Annotated in this window: 19 protein-coding genes; 8 read left to right on the top strand and 11 right to left on the bottom strand. The window is 63.6% G+C overall.

What is annotated here, in order from left to right; all coding sequences use genetic code 11:
* Nucleotides 1-70: 70 nt before the first annotated feature.
* Nucleotides 71-718 carry a glutathione S-transferase family protein gene (locus NTD80_RS04755; protein WP_065904955.1) on the top strand — a complete coding sequence of 216 codons (648 nt, stop codon included), beginning with the start codon at nt 71-73 and terminating at the stop codon, nt 716-718.
* Nucleotides 719-745: 27 nt separating this feature from the next.
* Nucleotides 746-3,445 (top strand): cystathionine beta-lyase, encoded by a 2,700-nt coding sequence (gene metC / locus NTD80_RS04750; protein ID WP_262132372.1) that lies wholly within the window; start codon nt 746-748, stop codon nt 3,443-3,445.
* Nucleotides 3,446-3,485: 40 nt separating this feature from the next.
* Here metC and NTD80_RS04745 read toward each other — a convergent pair whose 3' ends face one another.
* The 6 genes from NTD80_RS04745 to NTD80_RS04720 form a co-directional block, all read right to left on the bottom strand.
* Nucleotides 3,486-4,562, bottom strand: coding sequence for a nucleoside hydrolase (locus NTD80_RS04745; RefSeq protein ID WP_262132370.1), 1,077 nt, complete (start codon nt 4,560-4,562; stop codon nt 3,486-3,488).
* 28 nt (nt 4,563-4,590) lie between these two features.
* Nucleotides 4,591-5,901: an MFS transporter gene (locus tag NTD80_RS04740; protein WP_106804030.1), complete on the bottom strand. Its 1,311-nt coding sequence runs from the start codon at nt 5,899-5,901 to the stop codon at nt 4,591-4,593.
* 317 nt (nt 5,902-6,218) lie between these two features.
* The gene (locus tag NTD80_RS04735) at nt 6,219-6,851 is read right to left on the bottom strand and encodes an N-carbamoylsarcosine amidohydrolase (RefSeq protein ID WP_106804029.1); all 633 of its coding nucleotides are present in this window, start codon (nt 6,849-6,851) and stop codon (nt 6,219-6,221) included.
* Nucleotides 6,852-7,198: 347 nt separating this feature from the next.
* Nucleotides 7,199-7,951, bottom strand: a complete 753-nt coding sequence (locus NTD80_RS04730) for an Asp/Glu racemase (protein ID WP_010210656.1) — start codon at nt 7,949-7,951, stop codon at nt 7,199-7,201.
* A 14-nt stretch (nt 7,952-7,965) separates the two neighbouring features.
* The gene (locus tag NTD80_RS04725; protein ID WP_262132364.1) at nt 7,966-8,763 is read right to left on the bottom strand and encodes an alpha/beta fold hydrolase; all 798 of its coding nucleotides are present in this window, start codon (nt 8,761-8,763) and stop codon (nt 7,966-7,968) included.
* On the bottom strand, nt 8,760-9,893 hold the full coding sequence (locus NTD80_RS04720) for an FAD-dependent monooxygenase (protein WP_065904961.1): 1,134 nt from the start codon (nt 9,891-9,893) through the stop codon (nt 8,760-8,762). Before NTD80_RS04720 ends, NTD80_RS04725 begins: the two co-directional genes overlap by 4 nt.
* Nucleotides 9,894-10,201: 308 nt before the next feature.
* Here NTD80_RS04720 and NTD80_RS04715 point away from each other — a divergent pair, with 308 nt between their 5' ends.
* The 4 genes from NTD80_RS04715 (at nt 10,202) to NTD80_RS04700 (ending at nt 16,409) form a co-directional block, all read left to right on the top strand.
* Nucleotides 10,202-11,254: a 2,5-dihydroxypyridine 5,6-dioxygenase gene (locus NTD80_RS04715; protein WP_262132361.1), complete on the top strand. Its 1,053-nt coding sequence runs from the start codon at nt 10,202-10,204 to the stop codon at nt 11,252-11,254.
* 189 nt (nt 11,255-11,443) lie between these two features.
* Nucleotides 11,444-11,878, top strand: coding sequence for a MarR family winged helix-turn-helix transcriptional regulator (locus NTD80_RS04710; RefSeq protein ID WP_065904969.1), 435 nt, complete (start codon nt 11,444-11,446; stop codon nt 11,876-11,878).
* A gap of 515 nt (nt 11,879-12,393) precedes the next feature.
* Entirely contained in the window at nt 12,394-12,876 is a 483-nt protein-coding gene (locus tag NTD80_RS04705; RefSeq protein ID WP_106804026.1) for a (2Fe-2S)-binding protein, read from the top strand.
* A 5-nt stretch (nt 12,877-12,881) separates the two neighbouring features.
* Complete coding sequence (locus NTD80_RS04700; RefSeq protein ID WP_262132359.1) at nt 12,882-16,409, top strand: molybdopterin-dependent oxidoreductase; 3,528 nt, start codon at nt 12,882-12,884, stop codon at nt 16,407-16,409.
* Between the two features lie 69 nt (nt 16,410-16,478).
* Here NTD80_RS04700 and NTD80_RS04695 read toward each other — a convergent pair whose 3' ends face one another.
* Nucleotides 16,479-17,126, bottom strand: coding sequence for a TetR/AcrR family transcriptional regulator (locus NTD80_RS04695; protein ID WP_106804025.1), 648 nt, complete (start codon nt 17,124-17,126; stop codon nt 16,479-16,481).
* A gap of 159 nt (nt 17,127-17,285) precedes the next feature.
* On the opposite strand from NTD80_RS04695, the gene ggt reads away from it, so the two are divergent.
* Together ggt and NTD80_RS04685 are read left to right on the top strand one after the other, a co-directional pair.
* Nucleotides 17,286-19,010, top strand: a complete 1,725-nt coding sequence (gene ggt / locus NTD80_RS04690; RefSeq protein ID WP_262132358.1) for a gamma-glutamyltransferase — start codon at nt 17,286-17,288, stop codon at nt 19,008-19,010.
* A 141-nt stretch (nt 19,011-19,151) separates the two neighbouring features.
* Nucleotides 19,152-19,946: an exodeoxyribonuclease III gene (locus NTD80_RS04685; RefSeq protein ID WP_262132357.1), complete on the top strand. Its 795-nt coding sequence runs from the start codon at nt 19,152-19,154 to the stop codon at nt 19,944-19,946.
* On the opposite strand, the gene NTD80_RS04680 is transcribed toward NTD80_RS04685, so the two are convergent.
* The 4 genes from NTD80_RS04680 to NTD80_RS04665 form a co-directional block, all read right to left on the bottom strand.
* Complete coding sequence (locus tag NTD80_RS04680; protein ID WP_262132356.1) at nt 19,943-21,448, bottom strand: FAD-dependent oxidoreductase; 1,506 nt, start codon at nt 21,446-21,448, stop codon at nt 19,943-19,945. The two genes, NTD80_RS04685 and NTD80_RS04680, sit on opposite strands and share 4 nt — an antisense overlap.
* Nucleotides 21,449-21,517: 69 nt before the next feature.
* Entirely contained in the window at nt 21,518-22,039 is a 522-nt protein-coding gene (locus NTD80_RS04675; protein ID WP_106804021.1) for an AAA family ATPase, read from the bottom strand.
* Nucleotides 22,036-22,599 (bottom strand): nicotinamide riboside transporter PnuC, encoded by a 564-nt coding sequence (gene pnuC, locus NTD80_RS04670; protein ID WP_262132353.1) that lies wholly within the window; start codon nt 22,597-22,599, stop codon nt 22,036-22,038. The genes NTD80_RS04675 and pnuC overlap by 4 nt, the downstream gene beginning before the upstream one ends.
* A gap of 140 nt (nt 22,600-22,739) precedes the next feature.
* Nucleotides 22,740-24,374 carry a methyl-accepting chemotaxis protein gene (locus NTD80_RS04665; RefSeq protein ID WP_213551511.1) on the bottom strand — a complete coding sequence of 545 codons (1,635 nt, stop codon included), beginning with the start codon at nt 24,372-24,374 and terminating at the stop codon, nt 22,740-22,742.
* Between the last annotated feature and the right edge of the window lie 17 nt (nt 24,375-24,391).

Genomic DNA, 24,391 nt, shown 5'->3' with positions numbered 1-24,391 from the left:
CCCCCCCCCCCCCCCCCCCCCCCCCCCACCCCAGCTCCCACAGGTTGACCGCGTTCATCCAGGGGTTTTTATGATTGATCTGTACTACTGGCCCACGGGCAACGGCCTCAAGGTCGGGATCCTGCTCGAAGAGCTGGGCCTGGATTACCGCCTGGTGCCGGTGAATATCCGGGAAGGCCAGCAAAAGCACGCCGACTTCCAGCGCATCAGCGCCAACGGGCGTATCCCGGCGATTGTCGACCACCGTCCCGAGGTGCCGTTGAGCCTGTTCGAGTCCGGCGCGATCCTCAATTACCTGGCCGACAGCGCCGGGCAATTCCTGCCACCGGCCGGCACTGCCGAGCGGCAAAAGGTCCAGGAATGGCTGTTCTGGCAGGTCGGGCATATCACCCCGTATCTCAGCCAATTGCAGTTGTTCAAGGAGAAGGCCCCCGAGCCGATTGCCTTCGCCCTCGACCTGTTGAATGCCGAAGCCACGCGCCTGTACCGGGTGCTGGAGCAGCGCCTGGCCGAAGTGCCGTATGTGGCCGGCGAATACTCGGTGGCAGACATGGCGATTTTTCCGTGGATCCAGCCGTTGCGCCAGGGCCAGCAGTTGGCGGACTACCCGCATATCCAGGCGTGGCGCTTGCGCATCCAGGCGCGGCCGGCGGTGCAGCGTGCCTATGCCAAGGGTCGCGAAGTGGCACCGGGCGAACGTTCGTTGGCGTTGCAGTAACTCTTCTCTTAATTTGTTGGGACTTCCATGAGCCAGACCATCACCTCAAGTCAACTGCAGCAATGGCTGTTCGACGGGCAGGAAATCGCCGTATTCGACGTGCGCGAACACGGGCAATACGGCGAGGCCCACCTGTTCCATGGGGTGAACCTGCCCTATAGCCGCCTGGAGCTGGAGGTACGCCGCCTGGCGCCCAACCCGCAGGTGCGCCTGGTGATCTACGACCAGGATGGCGGTGAAGTCGCGGCACTGGCGGCGGCGCGGTTGCAGGCGCTGGGCTACCGCCGCGTGCATGTGCTTGAAGGTGGCGCCCAGGGTTGGCAGGCCGCCGGTTTGGAGCTGTTTGCAGGGGTGCATGTGCCGTCCAAGGCCTTTGGCGAGCTGGTCGAGGAGGCCAGCCACACGCCTCACGTCACCGCGCGGCAACTGGCCGAGTGGCAGGCGCGTGGCGAGCCGCTGGTGGTGCTCGACGGGCGGCCGTTCGAGGAGTACCGCAAGATGACCATCCCCGGTTCGATCTGCTGCCCCAACGGCGAACTGGGCTATCGCGTGCATGACCTGGTGCCGGATGACCGCACGCCGATCGTGGTCAACTGCGCCGGGCGTACGCGCAGCATTATCGGCGCGCAGACGCTGATCAACCTGGGCTTGAAAAACCCGATCTACGCCTTGGAAAACGGCACCCAAGGCTGGTACCTGGAAGACTTCCAGCTGGAGCATGGCAGCACCCGCCGCTACGCCGAGCAGGTCAACGGCGACCTGGCCTCCCAGCGCCAGGCCGCGCGGCAACTGGCTGAACGGGCAGGGGTGACGACGGTGTCGGCGGATCAGGTTCGCCATTGGGCCGATGACGCGCAACGCAGCCTGTTCCTGTGTGATGTGCGCACTGGCGAAGACTTTGCCCTGGGCACGTTGCCCGGCGCGCAACACACACCGGGCGGGCAGTTGATCCAGTCCACAGACTTGTACATCGGCGTGCGCCAGGCGCGCATTGTGCTGGTGGACAGCGATGGCGTGCGCGCACCGATTGTCGCCAGCTGGCTGCGGCAGTTGGGGCATGAGGCCTACGTGCTGAGCGGCGGCATCGACAGTGGCCTGGCCCTGCCGGTGTTGCAGCCGGTGGCGTATGAGCCGTTGCCGTTGATCAGCCCCGAGGCGCTGGCGACGCAATTGAGTGAGGTAAACCTGGTCGATCTGCGCCCGAGCATGGTGTATCGCAAGGGGCATATTGCCGGTTCCACCTGGTCGATTCGTGCGCAGCTTAAAACCGATCAGCGTCCGCTGGTGCTGGTGGCGGATGACCCTGCAGTAGCGGCCTTCGCAGCCCAAGGGCTGTCGGCTCGATTGCTCGACGGCGGCCTCACTGCCTGGGCAGCGGCTGGCTTGCCGGTCAAGGAAGACCCGCAAAACCCGCCCGACGCGCAGTGCATCGACTTCCTGTTCTTCACCCACGACCGCCATAGCGGCAACAAGGACGCCGCCCGCCAGTACCTGGCCTGGGAAATCGGCCTGTTGGCGCAAATGAGTGAGGCGGAAATCGCCAGCCTCAAACCCCTGGCGCCGCCGTCACGCGTGCGCACGCGGTTGATCCACGCCGCACGTACCGAAAAGGGCCACGGCGGCCGCGCAGTCAATGTGCCGATCACGCGCCTGAGCACGGTGCTGTTCGACAACCTGGCGCAAATGCGCGACGCCCGTGCCCGCCGCGACAGCGAGCGCGTGCTGACCTACGGCGCGCGCGGCAACCCGACCTCCCACGCGCTGGAAGATCTGGTGAGCGAACTCGAAGGTGGCTATCGCACGCGTCTCTACGGCACGGGCCTGGCGGCAGCGGCCCAGGTGTTCCTGGCCTATCTGCGCCCCGGCGATCATGTGCTGATCACCGATGCGGTGTACTCGCCGGTGCGCAAACTGGCCTGCGAGTTTCTCCAGCCCTTCGGCATCGAAGTGAGCTACTTCTCGCCGGATGGCAAGGGCGTGGAGGCGCAACTGCAAGCCAATACAAGGATGGTCTACGCCGAAGTGCCGGGTTCGCTGCTGTATGAACTGTGCGATTTGCCTGCGATTGCGGCGTTGTGCAAGCCGCGCAACATCCTGCTGGCCGTCGATAACACCTGGGGCTCAGGCTACCTGTACCGACCACTGGCATTGGGCGCGGACATTTCGATCATGGCCCTGACCAAATACCTCGGCGGGCACAGTGACGTGATGATGGGCAGCGTGTGCACCACCGAGGCAGCCTGGCCGGCGCTGGGCAAGATGAGTGATACCTTCGGCAATTCGGTGAGTGCCGACGATGCCTACCTGATCCTGCGCGGTGCCCGCACCCTGGCGTCGCGCCTGGATGTGCACGAGCGCCAGGCCGTGGACATTGCCCTGTGGTTGCAGGCGCAGCCGCAGGTCAAGCGCGTGTTCCATCCGGCGCTGCCCGAGCATCCGGGGCATGCGCTGTGGCGTCGCGACTTCACCGGCAGCAATGGGTTGTTGTCGTTTGAGTTGGCCAGTGCCGATGCCGGCTACGTCGAACGCTTTATCGACGGCTTGCAGCTGTTTGGCCTGGGGGCTTCGTGGGGCGGGTATGAAAGCCTGGTTACCGTGGCCGACACCCAGGACCGCGACAGCGCATCCGACCGGGCGTTGAACCCGGTGGTGCGTTTGCATATCGGTCTGGAAGATGTGGCGGCGCTGATCGAGGACCTGCAGCGCGGGTTTGCGCTGGCAGGTTGAGGCCTAGGCGCTCCCACGCAAGGTGGGAGCGCGCAGCCGGTCAGTGCTTGACCGGCGTCGGCAGGGTCACGAGGTTGACGTAGCCGTCCCAGAATGTCTTCTGATCCACGCCGAACACCACCTTGGCCTTCTGTGTGCCTACCGGGGCGCCTTTCTTGTAGCCCAGTGCGCGCCCGTAGTCGGCGCCAAAGGTGGCGTCCACATCCACCCACAACTCGCGTGACTCGGTCACGATCTGCGGGTTGACCAGGTACAGCGCCGGCAAGCTGTCCCAGGTGAAGCTGTGGTAGCTGGGGTCCTTGTCGAACAACGGGCCGAACTCATGCTTGTACAGGTCGGCAATCGCGCCTTTCTGCGCAATCACGCGCTGGTACACCGACTTGTCGAAGGTGACCTTCTCGCACACATCGTTGGGGAAAATCATGTGTTCGATCGGGGCGCGCAACACGATCTTCGCCGCCTCCGGGTCGAACCACCAGTTGAACTCCGCCGCCGGCGTGGTATTGCCCGGAATCTCCAGGGCGCCGCCCATGTACACGATGCGCTTGATCAGCGGCACGATGTCCGGCGCCGAGCGGATCGCCAGGGCGACGTTGGTCAGCGGGCCGACCGCCAGGATCGTCACCTGATGCGGGTTGGCCCTTACGCTGTCGACGATGAATTGCGCGGCGGTTTCCTTGCGCAGCTGGGTGTGGGTCGCCAGGCCATCCGGTGGCGCGACCAGCTGGGAGGGCGAGGTCGGTCGCGGGTTCTTGAACGCTCCCGGCCAGCCCGAGCCGAACAGGGCTTTTTCCGCCTCGTAGGTGGCGTAGTCATGCAGCAGCGGGTAGGCGGCGCCGGAATACACGCCGACCTCTTTCTCCACGCCCATGCGCTCCACGGCCTTGAGGGCGTCGACCTGTTCCTGGTCGACCCAGGCGTTGCCGCTGACCAAGGTCATGCCCAGCAGGTCGATGCGTTTTTGCGCATGCAGTTGGGCGAGCATGATGAAGGCCTGGCCGTCATCGTTGAGCACATTGAAGTCAGTGTCGAAGATGACTTTTTCCGCTGCCTGCGCGGTGCCGGCACACAGGCCGACCGCGACAAGCAGGGCACAGCGTTTCAGAAAGCCTTGCATGGTGGTTCATCCGAAAGAGTGGGTGTGATCAACGGTTCACCAGTTTCGCCGGCAAGGCGATGACCAGGAAGCTGCTGAGAATCAGGCAGCCGGCGAAAAACCACAAGGCACCCGCGCTGCTGCCTGTGACGTCGATCGCCACCCCCATCAACGAGTTGCTCACCAGGCCGGCGATATTCGCCAGCGAGCAGGCCAGGGCGAAGCCGGTAGCCGCGGCAGTGCCTTTGAGAAAGGTCGCCGGCAGGCTGAAGAACACCGGCACCGCGCCGATGATCGCCGCCGAGGCAATCGCGAACAAGGCGACGGTGGCCGCGACGTTATGGGTAAAGAACGTGCTGGTGGCCATCGCGGCGGCGCCGATGAAAAACGGCACGATGATGTGCCAGCGGCGTTCGCGGTGTTTGTCCGAACTGGCGCCGATCAGCAGCATGCCCAGCAGTGCAGCGACGCTTGGCAGCGCGGTGAGGATGCCGATATGGAAGGTGTCGGTGACCCCGGCGTTGCGGATGAAGGTCGGCATCCAGAAGCCCATGGCGTAGGCGCTGAGCAGGATCGAGAAGTCGATACCGCCGAGCATCCACACTTTGAGGTTGAAGAAGCCGTCACGGAAGCTGTGCTTGCTGCCGTTGCTGTCGGCGTCGTCCTTGCGCAGCTCGGTTTCCAGCAGGGCCTTTTCTTCGTCCGACAGCCACTTGGCCTGTTGGTAGGTGTTGGGCAGTGCCCAGAACGTCAGTACGCCGAGCAGCACGCTGGGCACGGCTTCGATCAGGAACAGCCATTGCCAGCCGCGCAGGCCGGCCATGTGGTCGAAGTGGCCCATGATCCAGCCGGACAACGGCCCGCCGATCACGCTGGACAGCGGCAGGCCGATCATGAACAGCGCGATGATGCGCCCGCGCCGGTAGGTGGGGAACCAGGTAGTCAGGTAGTACAACACGCCCGGGAGGAAGCCGGCTTCGGCGGCGCCGAGCAGAAAGCGCAGGATGTAGAACTGGGTGGTGGAGGTGACCAGCATGGTGCAGGCCGACAGCAGGCCCCAGGTGATCATGATGCGCGCGATCCAGATCTTCGCACCGACCCGTTCCAGCACCAGGTTGCTCGGGACTTCAAACAGGATATAGCCGACAAAGAACAGGCCGGCGCCGAGGCCGAACGCGGTTTCGCTGAACTGCAACTGGTCGAGCATCTGCAGTTTGGCGAAACCGATGTTGATCCGGTCGAGGTACGCGGCCAGATAACAGAAACACAGGAACGGGATCAGCTTCCAGGTGATCTTGTGGTAAAGCGTGTTGACCGGGTCGGCGACCGTGGTCGCGGGCGCTGCATTCGCAATGGGCATCGGGGTGTCTCCTGGCGGTGACTTATGGTTTTTATACAGCCGCTTTTCTTTCAGCACTTCGGAGTGCTGTAGAAGCGACTTCCAAAGGCAGTGTCAGAAGACTGAGGGGGCTGGAGGCGATCACGGATGGGAACCGGCCTGGGTGGGCGCGGGCTTGACTGCGATGACATCGACGCGGTGTAGCTGATACACCGCAGCGTCTGCATCGCGGGCAAGCCCGGCTCCCACAGGGATCGGTTCCCACAGGGGACTGCATTCCAAGGCCTGGGCCTCAGTTTTTCAAGACCGCGCTCTATGGCGCGGTTCTCGGTACCGTCTTATTGCTCCCTGAATTTGCTCATGGCCTCCTGTTTGCTCACCACGTCGCCGTACTTGCTGTCGATATCGAACAGGTTGGCTTCGTGGGGCGCGGGGTGTCGGTCGCCGACGCACTCGCGCACGACGATGGTGCGAAACCCGTGTTGCACCGCGTCCACCGCCGTTGCACGAATGCAGCCGCTGGTGGAGCAGCCGGCGAGGACCACGGTGTCGATACCCTGGGCGTGCAGCATCGGGGCCAGGCTGCTGCCGAAAAACGCACTGGCGTATTGTTTGGTGATCACCACTTCATCGGCCTGGGGCAGCACCTCGACGCAGAACGCCGCGAGCGGGTTGCCTTCGACCATGTCTTTCATCACCGGGGCCTTCTTGACCCAGATGCCGCCGTCGGCGAAATGGCCGGGATGGTAACGGATATTGGTGTGTACCACCGCAATCCCGTGCCGGCGTGCGGTGGCCAGCAGCTCGACGCTTTCCGCCACGGCGATCACCACTTCGGGGGCATAGAGCGGCGCGCCTTCGGTGGTGTAGCCCTGCATGAAGTCGATCATCAGCAATGCGGCTTTTTTGCCAAAGCCGATACGGTTGCCCCAGACGCCTTGATAGTTGGCGTCGGCGGATTGTTCAGTCATGTTCGACCCTCATTGATGGGTGGTGCACAGGCTCTGTTTTTGTGGTGAGCGAGCTTTTATGGTGAGCAGGCTTGTTGTCGTGAGCTGGTTGTTTTGGTGAGTGGGCTTTTTTTGTGGTGAGCGGGCTTGCCCCGCGTTGGGTGGCGAAGCCGCCCCAATAGAGCCCATGCGGTCTTTCAGGCAGTCCGCAGTGCCTGGTGTCAGGGCGGCTTCGCCCCCCAACGCGGGGCAAGCCCGCTCACCACAAAAAAAACCAGCCACCACAGCAAGCCGACAGTCCACAACCGGCCCGCTCACACCACAACAAGCGCGCCTATCACAAAAGTCTCAGCCACTCCCTCGCTCCCTCAATAAGCACCAGACAGCAGGGCACCCGCGCCGGGGACGATGGGTTCCAGGTCCAGGGCCTTGAGCATGGCGTAGGTGGTGGCGATGGCGGCGGTAAGCACTGGCTTGCCGGTTTGCGCCTCGACCTTGGCCACCACCGGCAGCGACTGCATCTGCACGCAGGCCGATAGCACGATCACGTCGACGCCTTCCAGGTTCATCCCGGCGACGATGGCCGGCAGGTTGGCCGGGTCGTGGCGGGCCACTTCGAGGTTGTCGGGAATCTCCAGCGCGCGCCAGTCCACCACCTCGAAGCCTTCTTCACGGATGTAGTTCACCACCAGTTCGGTCAGCGGCTTCATGTACGGCGCGACAATCGCGATGCGCTTGGCGCCCATCACCTTGAGGCCTTCGATCAGCGCGCCGGCACTCGTGATAACCGGGGCGTTGGCGTCGTTGTCAGCGGTGGCCTTGCGCAGGCGCTGTTCGGAATTGCGGTGGTAACCCAGGCCCATGGCCATGATCGCCACCAGGCACGCGTAGCCCAGCACGTCGACCTTGGCGTCGGACAGCTCGACGGCGCAACGGTCGGACTCGCCGTCCATGGCCGCCAGTTCTTCCTTGCGCACTTGCTTCATGCGCATGCGGCTGGAGTGAAAGGTAAAACGCTCGGGCCGGATCGCCTGACGGGCGGTGAGCATCGCCGGGATCTCGGTTTCCATGGTGGTGTTGGAACTCGGCACGATCTGGCCGATGCGGTAAGGCTTCTGCATGGTGGTCTCCATGGTTATTGTTCGAGGAAGTCGCCGAGGGCGCGGAAGAAACCGTCGAGGTCATCCCAGGGAATCATGTGTCCGGCATTCGGCACGCGGGCGATCCGGATGCCGGGTTGCAGGTCCTGGATTTCGGCAATGTCGTCATCGAGGATCACGCCGCCACGCCCGGCCACCACCAACAGGGCAGGGGCCTTCAGATGGGGCAGGTGCTGGTGGAAATCCACGCTGTGGAAGTCATTGAAGGCACGCACGATGGCGGGTTCGTAGCAGGTGTGCAGCCATTCGGCGCGCAGCTGCAGCTGCTCGTCGGTCCAGGTGGCGCAGAAGGCGCGCATCGCCTCGGCATCCATGCCGACCTGCGATTGGCGGATCGAATCGACATACCATGGCAGCTTGCTCGGGTATTCGCGGCGACCCGGGCCGGAGACAGGCGGGTCGATCAGCACCACGCGGTTGACGCCCTGGGGATTCAGCACGGCGCTGCGAACAGCAAAGCGCGCGCCCATCGAGTGGCCCATCAGGTGGTAGCTCTCAAGGCCGAGTGCGTCGGCAAAGGCACCGATGTCCTCGGCGCAGGTGTCGGCGCTGTAGTCCAGTTCGGGCCCGGTCGACGACAAGCCGCGACCGCGTACATCCAGCACGTAGGTGTCGAACTGCGCGCCAAGACGCTCGGCCACGAAGCCCCAGGTGATCGCCGGGCTGGTGATGCCGGGGATCAGGATCAGCGCCGGGCCTTTGCCGCCGTAGCGCAGGTAGTGCTGGCGAATGCCGTTGGCCTGGACGTTGCCGCCGTAGAGGTAGGTGCTCACGCGGCCACCCCCGACTTGAGTTCCTGGGCATACAGGTCATAGCCGTAGACCCAGGCCGGGTCTTCCTGGGTACGCAGCCAGGTGTTGGCGTTGGACACGGCCTGTACGCGGGAGGCGCGCTCCTTGCGGTTGGCTTCGTAGAGCTGGAACGCGGTGCGGTAGTCGCTGATCCCGGTTTCCTGCAGGCAGCGGGTAAGCATCGCCGCGTCTTCGATGGCCATGCCGGCGCCCTGGGCCATGTGGGGTTTCATCGGGTGGCAGGCGTCGCCCAGCAGCACCAGGCGACCACGGCTCCACAGTGGCAACGGGTTGCGGTTGCGCAGCGGCCATTTGGTCACGCTTTCGGTGGACTCGATCAGCGCCTGTACGGTGGGGTGGTAGCCCTTGAACGCGTCGAACATCTCTTCGCGGCTACTGTCGACGAACGCGCCCTGGAAGTCCCATTCGGCATGCGGCACGCCCGTCACGTAGTAGTACTCGTCGCGCTTGCCGGTGGTGTAATACACCATCATGTGGCGGTCTTCGGTCCACCACTTGATGCAGTCTTCGAACTTGAGGTCGTACTTGGCCAGCTGGTCGCCACGGATCAGCGCGCGGTGCGCAACCCAGCCGCTGTACAGCGGTTTTTCCACGCCGAGCAGTTCTTCGCGGATCTTTGAATTGATGCCATCGGCGCCGATCACGATGTCGGCGTAGGTCACTTCGCCGTCGGCGAAGGTCAGGCGCACCTGGGTGTCGGTTTCTTCGAGGGTTTCCAGGCGCTTGTTGAAGTGCAGTGTGCCGGGCTTGAGGGTGGACATCTGCAGCGCGTGCAGGTCGCCACGGTGCACGGTGATGTAGGACGCGCCGTAGCCGGTGAGTGGAATGCGCGAGAGGTAGTCGCCACTTTCGCCGCAGCGGCTGAACCAGTGCTCGGGGTGCGAGCCCATCAGGTCCAGCTGCTTTTCGATGCCCATGCGGCGGAAGATTTTCATGATGTTGGGGCCCATATGGATCCCCGCGCCCAATCGGGAAAATTCCGGCGCCTGCTCGTACACGTCCACATCGAAACCGGCTTGCTGCAACAGGGTGGCTGCAGCCGCGCCGCCCAGGCCGGCACCGACGATGGCGATTTTTTGTGTGCTTCCCATGGGGCGTGATCCTCTCTCTTGTTGATTGTCGGCGGCGTCTGTCCGCAAGGTTTTTAAAGTGTATACGCTCATATTTTGAAATGGGAAGCCCACCTTCACATTTTTATTTTTTTGCCGATATTTTCATCTGTAACGCTTTGTGCCCTTTATCTGTTGGGTTTTGTGTGGAAAGGTAACGTTTTGGTGTGATGCTTGCAGTTCGCCTTTAATTCAGGTCTTATCGTTATTAAATGGCGTATACGCTATATAAATGCACCAGAGTGAAGCGCGATGCCTGAACGTGGTGCAGCCCCACAGGAGACAGGAAAATGCCGGTAAGCGATTGCGAACTGACCCAGATGTTTGAATACGTGCTGACGCTGTCAAAGGTCGACCCGACGCAGAGCGTCGCGGTGCTCAAGAGCCATTACTCCGACCTGCGCACCGTGCGCGCTGCGATGGACGCGGCGCAGCGCCTGGGGGCCAAGGTGTATGCGGTGGAGTTGCCATCGTTCAATCACCCACGGGCGATGGGCAATGACATGACCGCCTACTGCGGCGACACGGCGCTGACCGGCAATATCGCCGCGCAACGCGCGCTGGAAGCGGCCGACCTGATTGTCGACACGATGATGTTGCTGCACTCGCCGGAGCAGGAGCAGATCCTCAAGACCGGCACGCGTATCCTGCTGGCCGTGGAGCCGCCGGAAGTGCTGGCGCGGATGCTGCCTACCGAAGCAGACAAGGTGCGCGTGCTGGCTGCCGAGCAGCTGTTGAAGCAGGCGCGCTCGATTCATGTGAAGTCGCGTGCCGGCAGCGATTTTCGCGCTGCACTGGGGCAATACCCGTCGGTGACCGAGTACGGATTTGCCGACGAGCCTGGGCGCTGGGACCACTGGCCCAGCGGCTTCTTGTTCTCCTGGCCTAACGAAGAAACCGCCGAGGGCGTGCTGGTGCTGGACATCGGCGACATCCTGCTGCCGTTCAAGACCTACACCCGCGAGAAGATCACCCTGGAGATCGAGAAGGGCTTTATCACCGGTATCCACGGGGGATTCGAGGCCGAGTACCTGCGCGACTACATGAAGTACTTCAACGACCCCGAGGTGTACGGCATCTCCCACATCGGCTGGGGCCTGCAGCCTCGGGCGCAGTGGACCGCCATGGGCCTGCACGACAAGAACGACGGCATGTGCATGGACGCGCGGGCGTTCTACGGCAATTTCCTCTTCTCCACCGGGCCGAACACCGAAGTGGGCGGGACGCGCAAGACGCCGTGCCACATGGACATTCCGCTGCGCAATTGCGATGTGTACCTGGATGACCAGGCCGTCGTCATCGCCGGCGATGTGGTCGCACCGCCAGCCTCCCTGGCACGCTGAATCCCCACTGTGGGAGCGGGCTTGCTCGCGAATGCGCTACGTCAGTCAACAATGCGCCACCTGACACACCGCATTCGCGAGCAAGCCCGCTCCCACATTTCGACCGCGTTCCGGCAATGAGATCCTTGAGTCATTGCGACAACCTCGCCATCATGCTTCCCCATCGCTAGCCACCCACCGAGCTTCGCCGTGCCTGATTCCTACGTTTTTTCTGAGCAAGTTGGCCACCTGTTGCGCAAGGCTTACCAGCGTCACCTGGCGATTTTTCAGCAGAATGTCGGCGACTCCCAGCTCACCGCCGTGCAGTTCGTCACCCTGTGTGCGCTGCGCGATCACGGTGCAAGTTCGCTGACTGAACTGGTCAAGGCCACGGCAGTGGACCAGGCGACCATTCGCGGTATTGTCGAGCGGCTCAAGGCCAAGGAATTGATCACGCTTGAGCCCGACCCGCAGGACAAGCGCAAAGTCGTGGTCGACCTGTCCCCGGCCGGCGCCGAACTCGTCGCGCAAACCGCGCCGCGTGCTGCACAGATCAGCGAGCTGACCATGAGCAACCTCAACCCCGCCGAACGCGTGGCAGTGCTGTTCCTGTTGCGCAAGATGATCGAGGATCCGCAGGAGTAGGGCGGCAGGGTTGTGAGCTGACCGGTGGTGCTCAGCAGATGTCCCTGTGGTGAGCGGGCTTGCTTGTGGTGAGCAGACTTGCCTGTGGTGAGTGGGCTTGTTTGTGGTGAGCAGACTTGACTGTGGTGAGTGGGCTTGCTTGTGGTGAGCGGGCTTGCCCCGCGTTGGGGCGCGAAGCGGCCCCTTTCAAGCATGCTGGGTTATTGCTGAAGAATCGCGGTGTGTGGTTTTTGGGGCTGCTACGCAGCCCAACGCGGGGCAAGCCCGCTCGCCACAAAAGAAGGCTGCTCACCATAAAAGAAGTCTGCTCACCACAGGAAATCTGTTCACCACAAAGAAATCTGTTCACCACCGGTAGTCTGTTAACCACTTCCCCCCATTGGCACCGTTTTTGCTCCAGGTTGATGTAGCAGCCACTTCATCAGTCAAGTGTGTCGTGAGACCCCAGGTCCGCGGCGCTTTTTTTTGACTGTTTAATGTAGTGACTACTTCACCAACTGTTACGGGCGAAGCGAATGATCAGCCAGCACATCACGGTAACGCTTGAGGTCAACGGGCAGCAAAGCGATGTCAGCGCCATGGCGGATACGCCGCTGTTGCTGGTGTTGCGTAATGACCTGCAGCTCAACGGCCCCAAGTACGGCTGCGGCCTGGGGGAGTGCGGTGCGTGCACGGTGATCATCGATGGCGTGGCGGCGCGTTCCTGTGTGTTCCCGCTGTCCGGCGCGGTGGGGCGCGAGATTGTCACCCTGGAAGGCCTCGGCACGCGCCAGGCGCCGCATCCGGTGCAGCAGGCCTTTATCGATGAGCAGGCCGCGCAATGCGGCTACTGCCTCAACGGCATGATCATGACCACCAAGGCCTTGCTCGACCGTAACCCCAACCCCAGCGAAGCCCAGGTGCGCAACGAGCTGTCGGGCAACCTCTGTCGCTGCGGCACCCATATCGAAATCCTCCGCGCGGTGCTGCGTGCCGCCCGCCTCATGACCGTGGATTGATGACCATGACCGACACTCCGCTTTCCCGTGACCAGTGGCTGGCCAAGGCCGGCGTCCTGTTGATCGTCGATGACGTGCTGCCGCCTTCGGGCCCGGTGGCCAAGGGCGGTACGCCGACCGTGAAGCCCAAGGAACTGGGGCTGTTTATCGCCGTCAACGACGACGGCCTGGTGTATGCATTCAACGGCCATGTGGATTTGGGCACCGGCATCCGCACTTCGCTGGCGCAGATCGTCGCCGAAGAACTCGACCTGGGCATGGACCAGGTAAAGATGGTGCTTGGCGACACCGAGCGCGTGCCGAACCAGGGCGCGACGATTGCCAGCGCGACCTTGCAGATTTCCGCCGTGCCCTTGCGCAATGCGGCCGCCGAAGCGCGACGCTTCTTGCTGGCGCGGGCGGCGGGGCGCTGGGGGGTGAGCACCGCCAGCCTCAAGGTCGACGCCGGTGTGATTCAAGCGGCGGACGGGCGCACCACCACCTACGGCGAACTGGTCAGCGGCCAGCACGACCAGTTGTGCATCAGCGGCGACGCACCGCTCAAGGCCGTCGAGGATTATCGCCTGGTGGGAAAGGGCGCTGCGCGGGTGGATATTCCCGGCAAGGCCACCGGCGAACTGACCTATGTGCACGACATGCGCGTGCCCGACATGCTCCATGGGCGGGTGATCCGCCCGCCGTACGCCGGCCTGGATTGCGGCGAGTTTGTCGGCAACAGCCTGCTGCGCGTGGACGAGGCCTCCATCGCGCATATCCCCGGCATCGTCGCAGTCGTGGTGATCCGCGATTTTGTCGGCGTGGTGGCGCTGCGTGAGGAGCAGGCGATCAAGGCCGCCGAGGCGCTGCAGGTGCACTGGAAACCTTGGAACAATGGGTTGCCGGACATGAGCGATGTGGAACAAGCCATCCGCGACAATCCACGGGTGCGCCGCACTGTTCTCGACCAGGGCAATGTCGATGAAGCGCTGGCGGGTGCCAGCCAGCGCCTGTCGCGCAGTTATTTGTGGCCTTACCAGATGCACGGTTCGATCGGCCCGTCCTGTGGCGTGGCGGACTACCAAGCCAGCGGCAGTCGCGTCTGGTCCGGCAGCCAGAACCCGCACCTGTTGCGCGCTGACCTCGCGTGGCTGCTCGAATGCGATGAAGCGCTGATCGACGTGATCCGCATGGAAGCCTCCGGCTGCTACGGACGTAACTGTGCTGACGATGTCTGCGCCGACGCCTTGCTGCTGTCGCGCGCGGTGGGCAAGCCGGTGCGGGTGCAATTGACCCGCGAGCAGGAACACTTGTGGGAACCCAAGGGCACTGGGCAGTTGATGGACGTCGACGGTGGCCTCAACGCCGACGGCAGCATCGCCGCCTATGACTTCGAAACCAGCTACCCGTCCAACGGCGCGCCAACCCTGGCATTGCTGCTGACGGGGCGCGTGGAGCCGGTGGCGGCGATGTTCGAGATGGGCGACCGCACCTCGATCCCGCCGTACGACATCGACAACATGCGCGTGACCATCAACGACATGGCGCCCATCGTGCGTGCGTCGTGGATGCGCGGCGTGTCGGCGTTGCCCAATACCTTCGCGCATGAATCCTATATCGATGAACTGGCGTTTGCCGCTGGCGTCGACCCGGTGGAATACCGCCTGCGCTACCTCAAGGACGAGCGCGCCATCGACCTGGTGAAATCCACCGCCGAACGCGCCAACTGGTCGCCGCGCACCGCGCCGATGCAGACCGCCAATCCAGACCACCTGCTGCGTGGCCGTGGCTTTGCCTACGCGCGCTACATCCACAGCAAGTTTCCCGGCTTCGGCGCGGCATGGGCGGCCTGGGTCGCGGACGTGGCGATCGACAAGCAGACCGGCGATGTGTCGGTGACGCGGGTGGTGATCGGTCATGATTCGGGGATGATGATCAACCCGGCGGGGGTGCAGCATCAGATCCACGGCAATGTGATCCAGTCCACCAGCCGCGTGCTCAAGGAGCGCGTGACCTTTGAAGAGTCGACGGTGGCGAGCAAAGAGTGGGGCGGTTATCCGATCCTGACGTTCCCGCAGGTGCCGCAGATCGACGTGCTGATGATGCCGCGCCAGGACCAGCCACCGATGGGCGCCGGTGAGTCCGCCTCGGTGCCCAGCGCGGCGGCGATTGCCAACGCGATCTACGATGCCACCGGGATTCGCTTTCGCGAGTTGCCGATCACCCCGGAGCGCGTATTGGCGGCGCTGAACGACGGCACCTTGGGTGAGCCGGCCAAGTCGCCGCAAAAACGCCGTAAATGGTGGTTCGGTGCACTGTTCGCGAGCTTGGGCGCGCTGCTGGCCACAGCCTGGCCGTTTCACCCCGAGATCGCGCCGATAGCGCCGCCCAGCGCCAGCACCTGGTCCAACGCCACCCTGGAACGCGGGCGCCTGCTGGCGGCCGTCGGCGATTGCGCGGTGTGCCACACGGCGCCCGGTGGCGCGACCAATGCCGGTGGGCTGGCAATGCAAACGCCCTTCGGCATGCTGTACAGCAGCAACATCACCCCGGATGTCAAAACCGGCATCGGCGCCTGGTCGTACCCGGCGTTCGAGCGAGCGATGCGCGACGGCATTGGCCGTGATGGGCGCAACCTCTACCCGGCGTTTCCCTACACCGCGTTTCGCAATATCGACGATGCCGACATGCAGGCGCTGTATGCCTACCTGATGTCCCAGGCCCCGGTCAGCCAGGCGCCGACACCGAATGCCATGCGCTTTCCGTTCAATATCCGGCCGTTGATGGCGGGCTGGAATGCGCTGAACCTGCGGCGCGGTGAGATCACGCCACAGCCTGAACGCGGTGAGCAGTGGAACCGTGGCAACTATCTGGTCAATGGCCTGGGGCACTGCGCCGCCTGCCATTCGCCGCGTAACCTGATGGGCGCGGAGAAGGGCGGCCAGTCGTTCCTGGCGGGGGGCATAGTGGATGGCTGGGAAGCGCCGGCATTGACGGGGTTGTCCAAGGCGCCGACGCCGTGGACCGAAGAGCAGTTGTTCACCTATTTGAGCACCGGCTATTCCGATTCGCACGGGGTGGCCGCCGGCCCGATGGGCCCGGTGGTGAGTGAGTTGGCGAAGTTGCCCAAGGCGGATATCCGCGCGATGGCGGTGTACCTGGCGTCGCTGAATGGCGAGGCGGCAGCCGAGGCCAAGGTCGCCGCCGCAGTGACGGTGCCGAATCCGAATGGCCGACGCGTGTTCGAGGGTTCGTGCAAGGCCTGCCATGCCGACGGCCTGGGGCCGAAGTTGTTTGGGGTCAGCCCCTCATTGGCGACCAATACCAATGTGCACAGTGATCAGCCGGATAATTTGATCAAGGTGATTTTGCAAGGCATCAGCAACCCTGCGACCAAGGACCTGGGGTACATGCCGGGTTTCAAGGACAGCCTGTCGAACACGCAGGTGGCGGAGCTGGTCGGCTATCTGCGCGGGCAGTTCGCGCCGAACGCGCCGGCATGGAATGGCCTGGAGCAGAAGGTCGCTCACTTGCGTGCGAACCCCGGTACGCACTGATAGCCCGGGTGATAAGCCGATCAACTGTGGGAGCCGGGCAAGCCCGGCTCCCACAGTTGGAATGGGTTTCTACACGGAGACTGGGGTGACGCCCCGCACCACCAAATCACTGATAAACCCCAGCCAATCCTGCTGCTGCCGCTTGTTCGACAAGTCTTCGCCGAGGAATGAGCTGAGGGTGTGGCGGTTGGAGTTATAGAAGTAGCAGAGCGAGGCGATCATCAGGTACACGTGCTTGAGGTCGACATCCTCGCGGAACACGCCCTGGGCCTGGCCGGCCTCGATGATCGGGCGCAGCACGCCGACTGCTTCCCCGGACAATCGGCGCAATTCGCCGGACTGCTGCGCGTGTTTGCCCTGGTGCAGGTTCTCGATGCTCAGGATCGCCACGAACTCCGGGTGCTTGACGTAGTAGTTCCAGATAAACGCCACCAGTTCGCGCAGGGCCTGCACCGGCGTATCGAGGTCCAGCTTGAGCGTGCTTTCGGCTTTGTTGAACTGCTCGTAGGTGTGTTCCAGCACGCAGACGAACAGGTGCTCCTTGCTGCCGAAATAGTAATAAAGCATGCGGTCGTTGGAGTCCGCTTCCTTGGAAATGCTGTCGACACGCCCGCCGGAATAGCCGTCGCGGGTAAACACCTTGATCGCCGCCTGCAGGATGCGCGCGCGCGTCTGGTCCGCCTGTTGGGCTCGGATCCCGGTCTTCTTGATTGCCATGCCAGCGCGCCTTCGACGACAGTTTGGCGCGAAATATAGCATGGGCATTTTGCCGGCCGTTCTGTGACCGACAAGTTCTGTAATAAAAACGCCATTGCACTGGGGATTAAACTCGCGCCGGGCTATTTTGGTGCGTCTCAATAACTAGAGTAGCCATGGATGAAATACCAACCCTTCAGCCGTACCTTGATTGCCACTGCACTGGTGTTGACGGTCAGTGGCGTTCACGCCGCGTCCCAGGCCCCGGTGGCCGGTGAAAACGGCATGGTGGTAACGGCCCAGCATTTGGCCACTCATGTCGGTGTGGATGTACTCAAGGCCGGCGGCAACGCGGTCGATGCGGCCGTGGCAGTCGGCTATGCGCTGGCCGTGGTGTACCCGGCGGCCGGCAACCTCGGTGGCGGCGGTTTCATGACCGTGCAGCTGGCGGACGGACGCAAGACCTTCCTCGACTTCCGCGAAAAAGCCCCGTTGGCGGCCACCGCCGACATGTACCTGGACAAGGCCGGCAATGTCGTCGAAGGCCTCAGTGCCAAAGGCCACCTGGCCGTCGGCGTGCCCGGCACCGTGTCTGGCATGGAACTGGCCCTGAGCAAATACGGCACCCTCAAGCGCGCCCAGGTGATTGCCCCGGCGATCAAGCTGGCGGAAAACGGTTTCGAGCTGGAGCAGGGTGATATCGACCTGCTGCACACCGCCACCGGCGAGTTCGAAAAAGACCAGGACATGCGCGGGATCTTCCTGCACAACGGCCAGCCGATGCAGGTCGGCCAGAAACTGGTGCAGAAAGACCTGGCCAAGACCCTCAAGGAAATCTCCGCCAAGGGCAGCGACGGCTTCTATAAAGGCTGGGTCGCCAAGGCGCTGGTAGATTCCAGCCAGGCCGGCAAGGGCATCATCACCCAGGCCGACCTCGACAAGTACAAGACCCGTGAACTGGCGCCCATCGAGTGCGACTACCGTGGCTACCACGTGGTCTCGGCACCGCCTCCGAGCTCCGGTGGCGTGGTGATCTGCCAGATCATGAACATCCTCGAAGGCTACCCGATGGCCGACCTCGGCTATCACTCGGCCCAGGGCCTGCACTATCAGATCGAAGCAATGCGCCACGCCTACGTGGACCGTAACAGCTACCTCGGTGACCCGGATTTCGTGAAGAATCCGATCGCCCATCTGCTGGACAAGGACTACGCCGCCAAGCTGCGCGCCGCCATCGAACCGCAGAAGGCCGGGGACTCCCAGGCGATCAAGCCGGGCGTGTCGCCGCATGAAGGCAACAACACCACTCACTATTCTATCGTCGACAAGTGGGGCAATGCGGTGTCGGTGACCTACACCCTCAACGACTGGTTCGGTGCGGGCGTGATGGCGAGCAAGACCGGGGTGATCCTCAACGATGAAATGGACGACTTCACCGTCAAGGTCGGCGTGCCGAACATGTACGGCCTGGTCCAGGGTGAAGCCAACGCCATCGCGCCGGGCAAGGCGCCGCTGTCGTCGATGAGCCCGACCATCGTGACCAAGGATGGCAAGGCCGTGATGGTGGTGGGCACGCCAGGTGGCAGCCGCATCATCACCGCGACGTTGCTGACCATCCTCAATGTCATCGACTACAAGATGAACATTCAGGAAGCCGTGGACGCGCCGCGTTTCCACCAGCAGTGGATGCCGGAGACCACCAATCTCGAGACCTTCGCGGTCAGCCCGGACACCCAGAAGATCCTGGAAAGCTGGGGCCACAAGTTTGCCGGTCCCCAGGATGCCAACCACCTGGCCGCTATCCTGGTCGGTGCGCCATCCCTGGACGGCAAGCCGGTGGGCAACAACCGCTTCTACGGCGCCAACGATCCGCGTCGCAATACCGGTCTGTCCCTGGGCTACTGAGGCCTGAGGGGGCTGATGCCGGTGAGCCAGGGACAGCGCAAGGCTGCCCTGGCTGTCGGTATCACGCGCATGACCGACCTGGATTGAACATCTGCACGCCTTGCAGGCTCTACCCCAAGAGCCCTGCAAGGATCCGCTGCGATGAAAGCCCTGAAAATCGCCACGTTCAATATCAACGGTATTCGTGCCCGCCTGCCCAACCTGCTGCAATGGCTGGCGCGCGATCAGCCCGACATCGTCTGCCTGCAGGAACTCAAGGCGCCCGACAGCCTGTTCCCGTATGCCGACTTCGAAGCCGCCGGCTACGGGGCGATCTGCCTGGGCCAGGCGTCGTGGAATGGCGTGGCGATCCTGGCGCGCGATGCCCAGCCGCTGGAGAGCCGGCGCGGATTGCCCGGTGACGAGCACGACACGCAAAGCCGCTATGTCGAAGCCGCCGTGCACGGTGTGCTGGTCGGCTGCCTGTACCTGCCCAATGGCAACCCGCAGCCTGGGCCGAAATTCGAGTACAAGCTGGCCTGGTTCGAACGGCTGATTGCCTATGCCAAGGCGTTGCAGGCCAGTGAGCATCCGGTGCTGCTGGCTGGCGATTTCAACGTGGTGCCCACCGACCTGGACATCTACAACCCGCGCTCCTGGCTCAAGGATGCCTTGCTGCAACCGGAAAGCCGCGCCGCGTACCAGCGCCTGCTGGAGCAGGGCTGGACTGATTCCGTGCGCCATCTGTATCCCGAGGCACGGGTGTATACCTTCTGGGATTACTTTCGCCAGCACTGGCAGAAAAACGCCGGCCTGCGCATCGACCACCTGCTGCTCAACCCCGCGCTCATGCCGTACCTCAAGGATGCCGGCGTGGATGCCTGGGTACGCAACGAGCCGCACGCCAGCGACCATGCGCCGACGTGGATTCAACTGGGCACGCGCAAAAAGCGTTAACGGCGGCGGATGATGTCCAGGGCTTCGGCTTTGCCCAGGGGCTGCTGCATGCGCTGTGAGAGGTCCGCCATAGCCTGCTGGCGTTCGCAGGCGATCACCGCTTCAACCTGGTCGTCATGGCAGAGCAGGGCGATGAAGTCATGGTGTTGCAGGTCGCCTTCCAGGTGCAGGCGGTTCCAGTGTCGTGGGTGGCCGAGCAGCTCGAAGGTCTTGTCGAAGTGGTAGGTCCAGAAGAATGGCACGTCGGCATACGTTTGGGCTTCACCGAGCATGTTGCGCGCCGCCAGCACCCCCAGTTGCTGGGCCACGCGCCAGTGCTCGATGCGCGTGGGATGCTGTTGCCAGGCAAAGGTCACGTTGTCGCCGGCGGCCCACAGGCCCGGGGCTGCCTGCAGGTGCGCATCGACCTGCAGTGAGTGGTCCTCGGCTTTTTGCACCCCGTCGATAAAGTCGGTGGCCGGTTGTACGCCGACGCCGATGAGCACCAGGTCGGCGGCCAGGCGATTGCCATTTTTCAACAGCACCGTACTGACGGCGCCATGCCCGTCCAGGCGTTCGGGCTCGGTATTGCTGTGGAAGATCACCCCGTGGTCTTCATGCAACTGGCGGATGGCGGCGCCAATGCGCGGCCCCAATTGCGCGGCCAGCGGGATGGCGTGGCGGCTGACCACCTGCACCACGAGGCCACGCTGACGCAGGGCCGACGCTGCCTCCAGGCCGATAAAACTGTCACCGATGATCACTGCGCACGTCGCCGAGGCCGCCGCCGCGCTGATGCGTGCAGCATCGTCGCGGCTGCGCAGCACGAACACGTTATTCAGCACGGCGCCGGGGATGTCCAGGGGCTGGGCGTCGCCGCCGGTGGCCACGAGCGCGGCGTCGTAGTCGAAGTGGCGGCCGTCGACCAGTTCGATGCGTTTGGCCGCGGCGTCGAGGCGCTGCACCTCGCCGTGAATCACCACGGCCTCGTCCAGCAGGGCAGGCGTGTCATCGGCAGCCATCTGGCCGGCAATCACGAATTTGCTCAGGGCGGTGCGATCGTAGGCAGGGTTCGGTTCGCGGTCGATCCACAGCAGGCGCCCGGCAAACTCGTCGCGTTTCAGGCTGGCCACGGCCGCTGCTCCTGCCGCGCCGGCACCGATCACCGCGAAGCAGCGTGAATCGTGGGGCAGTGGCGTGGGCTCGGCGCACAGAGCGGTATCGCCGACGCTGACCACGCCATCATGCACCTGCACCGGGTATTGCTTGAGCCCGACCAGTGCCGGGGGTTCCCGCACCGCGCCACTGTCCACGGCGAAGGCCGCCTTGTGCCACGGGCACACGATATGCCCGTTGCAGATCACGCCTTGTTCGAGCGGCGCGCCAGCGTGCGGGCAGCCCGCCTCGAACGCCCGCACCTGGTCGCCGACGCGCACCAGCAGCACGGGGTGGGCAGCGGTTTCGACACGAACACCACGGTTTTCGGGCAGGTTGATCAGGCGGGCAACGATGCGCATGTTCATGGGCCAATCTCCTTTAGAAGATTGACTGGTGAGCAGGGCGATGGACTGCGTTGACCCGATGGTCGGTCGTTATTCCAACACTCGCGCCACGGCGGCGAAGGCTTTGGCGCGGCGTTCCTGCCAATTGCCGCCGATCACCAGGGCGGGCTGCTGGTGCTGCTCGATCCAGTCGAGGCTGGCCTGGAAAAACGCCTGTCGATCGGCCAGTTGCGGTTGGCAGCGTTGCCCGTCCGCCGTCCATTCGACGTCGTCGGGAGACAGCAGCAGGTGCAGGTCGTAATGCCGCGCCAGCAACTCATCGTCGAGCCATGCCGGGTAGTCACCGAACAGCGTCTGGCTCCAGAGCTTGTTGGTCAGCAGGTGCGTGTCGAGAATCAGCAGGCGCGGCTGCTGGGCGCGGGCGGCATCTTCCCAGGCCAGTTGGCCACGGGCGATGGCGGGGATGTCCGCAAGGGTGGTGTCACGCTGGTGATGGTCGATGAAATAGCGCACGTATTCACCGACCATCAGCCCGCCGAAGTGCGCCTGCAACTCCGCTGCCAGCCAGCTTTTGCCGCTGGACTCGGGGCCGGCGAGTACGACCACTTTCATGCGTGCAACGCCGGATCGGCGCGCCATTCACGCCAGCCCTGCACGGCGATCACGGTGAACAGCGCATACAGCGCGGCGGTGAGGTACAGGCCTTTGTAGAGAAACAGCCCGACGAAGATCACGTCCACGGCAATCCACAGCGGCCAGCACTGCACGCGTTTTTGCGCCATCCACATTTGCGCCACCAGGCTGAAGCCGGTGAGGGCGGCGTCCAGCCAGGGTTGGGCGGCGTCGGTCCAATGGGCCATGGCGGCGCCGAGCAACAGGCTGCCGACCGCGCCCACCGCGAGGCTGGCGATGATCGCCGGCACGCCCAGGCTGGTGACCTGGCGCCCCCGCTTGACCTCGCCGGCGCGGGTCCACTGCCACCAGCCGTAGACCTGCAGGGCCGCGTAGACGACTTGCAGGAGCATGTCGGAATACAGTTTCACGTCGAAGAATACCCAGGTGTAGAGCAACACCATGATCAGCCCGATCGGCCAGCACCAAGGGTTCTGCTTGACCGTCAGCCACACGGCAATCACCCCCAGGGCAGCGGCGAACAGTTCAAGCGCGGACATGGTGGTTCCTTGGGCGAATGGCAGAGGGCGGGGATTGTAACCAAAGATCAACCATTGTTGGAGCTGGCTTGCCGGCGATGGCGCCCTTGAGTCTCGCACGGATCCCAAGGGCCTCATGGCGGGCCAGCCGGCGCCTACAGTCAGACTTTGAATTGGCGCAGCAGGCCGTCGAGTTGTTCGCTCAAGCCGCGCAACTGCACGCTGGCAGCGCTCGACTGTTCCGCCGCCAGCGCCGTGCTGTGGGACAAGCCAGCCGCCTGGGTCACGTTCTGGTTGATGTCTTCGACTACGTGCGCCTGTTGCAGGGTGGCGCTGGCAATCGAGGCATTCAGGCCGTTGAGGTTGCGCAGGGCCTGGCCGATGGCATTGAGGCTGGCGCCGGCCTGGCCGGCCTGTTCGATGGTCAGCTGCGATGCGCTGTGGCTGTCGCTGATGACCTTGACCGCCGCTTCCGAATGCCCCTGCAAACGCTCGATCATCAGTTGGATCTCGGCAGTCGACTTCTGTGTGCGCTGGGCCAGCAGGCGCACTTCGTCGGCTACCACCGCAAAGCCACGGCCTTGTTCACCGGCGCGCGCCGCTTCAATCGCGGCGTTCAGCGCGAGCAGGTTGGTCTGGTCGGCGATCGAGCGGATCACCTCCAGCACGCCGCCAATCTGCGTGCTTTCGCTGGACAGGGTGCGGATCACTTCGACGGCCTGGCGGATGGTGCCGGAGAGGTGGTCGATCTGCTGCAGGCTGCCGTCGATATTGACCTGGCCTTGCTGGGCCTGGACCTGGGCGTCGCGCATTTCGCTGGCGGCGTGTTCGGCGTTCTTGGCCACGTCCTGCACGCCATAGGTGACCTCATTGATCGCGGTGGCCACCAGTTCCATCTGCTGGGACTGCTGCTGGCTGCGAGCATGGGCCTGAGTGGCGTTGGTGCCCAGCTCCCTGGACGACTCGCCGAGCGCGTTGGCGCACACCTGCAACTGACTGACCACCTGGCGCAGCTTGGCGGTGAAGCTGTTGAAGTGCCGGGACAGTTGGGTGACTTCGTCGTCGCCGTGGGTGTCGAGGCTGCGCGTGAGGTCGCTTTCGCCACTGGCGATGTTGCCCATGGCGTTCACCGCGGCCTGCAATGGCTGCACGATGCTGCGGGCGATCAGCGTGACCAGCAGGGCCATGACCAGCGCGATGCCCAGGCCGATCACCGAGGCTTTCCACACCTGGCCGCTGAACTCGGCCTGCACATCATCCACGTACACGCCGGAGCCGATGATCCAGCCCCACGGCTCGAACAGCTGGATATACGAGGTTTTCGCCACGGGCGCTTCGGCGCCGGGTTTCGGCCAGCGGTAGTTGACGATGCCGGCGCCCTTGGCCTTGGCCAGGATCACGAATTCGTTGAACACCGCAAACCCATCGGGGTCACGGATGGCCGAGAGGTTCTGGCCGTCCAGCTTGGGGTTGGCCGGGTGCATGATCATCACGGGGGTGAGATCGTTGATCCAGAAGTAGTCGTCATGGTCGTAGCGCAAGCCGCGCACCGCGCTCAAGGCCTGCTTCTGCGCAGCGTCACGGGTCATCACGCCGGTGGTTTCGAGGCTGTGATAAAACGTCAGGATGCCGCTGGCGGTCTGGACCACGTGCTGGGTCTGCTGGCGTTTGGCCTGGTACAGGTCGTCATGAATCTGTCTGAGCATCAATAAACCCAGGGCAAACAGCATCAGCACGGCGACTATCAGGATCAGCCAGAGGCGCCGACTGATCGACATATTGCGCAAACTGTTCATCGTCCTGTCACTCCGTG

The sequence above is a fragment of the Pseudomonas sp. 13B_2.1_Bac1 genome, from assembly GCF_025466155.1.
GTDB classification, from domain to species: domain Bacteria; phylum Pseudomonadota; class Gammaproteobacteria; order Pseudomonadales; family Pseudomonadaceae; genus Aquipseudomonas; species Aquipseudomonas aylmerensis.
The sequence above is the reverse complement of the archived record's forward strand: the minus strand, read 5'-3'. Positions and strand labels throughout refer to the sequence as shown.

Excerpts from the sequence above, each read along its gene's own strand:
- NTD80_RS04680 (WP_262132356.1), bottom strand. The coding sequence starts at position 21,448 with ATGAACATGCGCATCGTTGCCCGCCTGATCAACCTGCCCGAAAACCGT.
- NTD80_RS04695 (WP_106804025.1), bottom strand. The coding sequence starts at position 17,126 with ATGGCAATCAAGAAGACCGGGATCCGAGCCCAACAGGCGGACCAGACG.
- NTD80_RS04730 (WP_010210656.1), bottom strand. The coding sequence starts at position 7,951 with ATGCAGAAGCCTTACCGCATCGGCCAGATCGTGCCGAGTTCCAACACC.
- NTD80_RS04675 (WP_106804021.1), bottom strand. The coding sequence starts at position 22,039 with ATGAAAGTGGTCGTACTCGCCGGCCCCGAGTCCAGCGGCAAAAGCTGG.
- NTD80_RS04715 (WP_262132361.1), top strand. The coding sequence starts at position 10,202 with ATGCCGGTAAGCGATTGCGAACTGACCCAGATGTTTGAATACGTGCTG.
- ggt (WP_262132358.1), top strand. The coding sequence starts at position 17,286 with ATGAAATACCAACCCTTCAGCCGTACCTTGATTGCCACTGCACTGGTG.
- NTD80_RS04705 (WP_106804026.1), top strand. The coding sequence starts at position 12,394 with ATGATCAGCCAGCACATCACGGTAACGCTTGAGGTCAACGGGCAGCAA.
- NTD80_RS04700 (WP_262132359.1), top strand. The coding sequence starts at position 12,882 with ATGACCGACACTCCGCTTTCCCGTGACCAGTGGCTGGCCAAGGCCGGC.
- metC (WP_262132372.1), top strand. The coding sequence starts at position 746 with ATGAGCCAGACCATCACCTCAAGTCAACTGCAGCAATGGCTGTTCGAC.
- NTD80_RS04685 (WP_262132357.1), top strand. The coding sequence starts at position 19,152 with ATGAAAGCCCTGAAAATCGCCACGTTCAATATCAACGGTATTCGTGCC.
- pnuC (WP_262132353.1), bottom strand. The coding sequence starts at position 22,599 with ATGTCCGCGCTTGAACTGTTCGCCGCTGCCCTGGGGGTGATTGCCGTG.
- NTD80_RS04665 (WP_213551511.1), bottom strand. The coding sequence starts at position 24,374 with ATGAACAGTTTGCGCAATATGTCGATCAGTCGGCGCCTCTGGCTGATC.
- NTD80_RS04745 (WP_262132370.1), bottom strand. The coding sequence starts at position 4,562 with ATGCAAGGCTTTCTGAAACGCTGTGCCCTGCTTGTCGCGGTCGGCCTG.
- NTD80_RS04740 (WP_106804030.1), bottom strand. The coding sequence starts at position 5,901 with ATGCCCATTGCGAATGCAGCGCCCGCGACCACGGTCGCCGACCCGGTC.
- NTD80_RS04720 (WP_065904961.1), bottom strand. The coding sequence starts at position 9,893 with ATGGGAAGCACACAAAAAATCGCCATCGTCGGTGCCGGCCTGGGCGGC.
- NTD80_RS04755 (WP_065904955.1), top strand. The coding sequence starts at position 71 with ATGATTGATCTGTACTACTGGCCCACGGGCAACGGCCTCAAGGTCGGG.
- NTD80_RS04735 (WP_106804029.1), bottom strand. The coding sequence starts at position 6,851 with ATGACTGAACAATCCGCCGACGCCAACTATCAAGGCGTCTGGGGCAAC.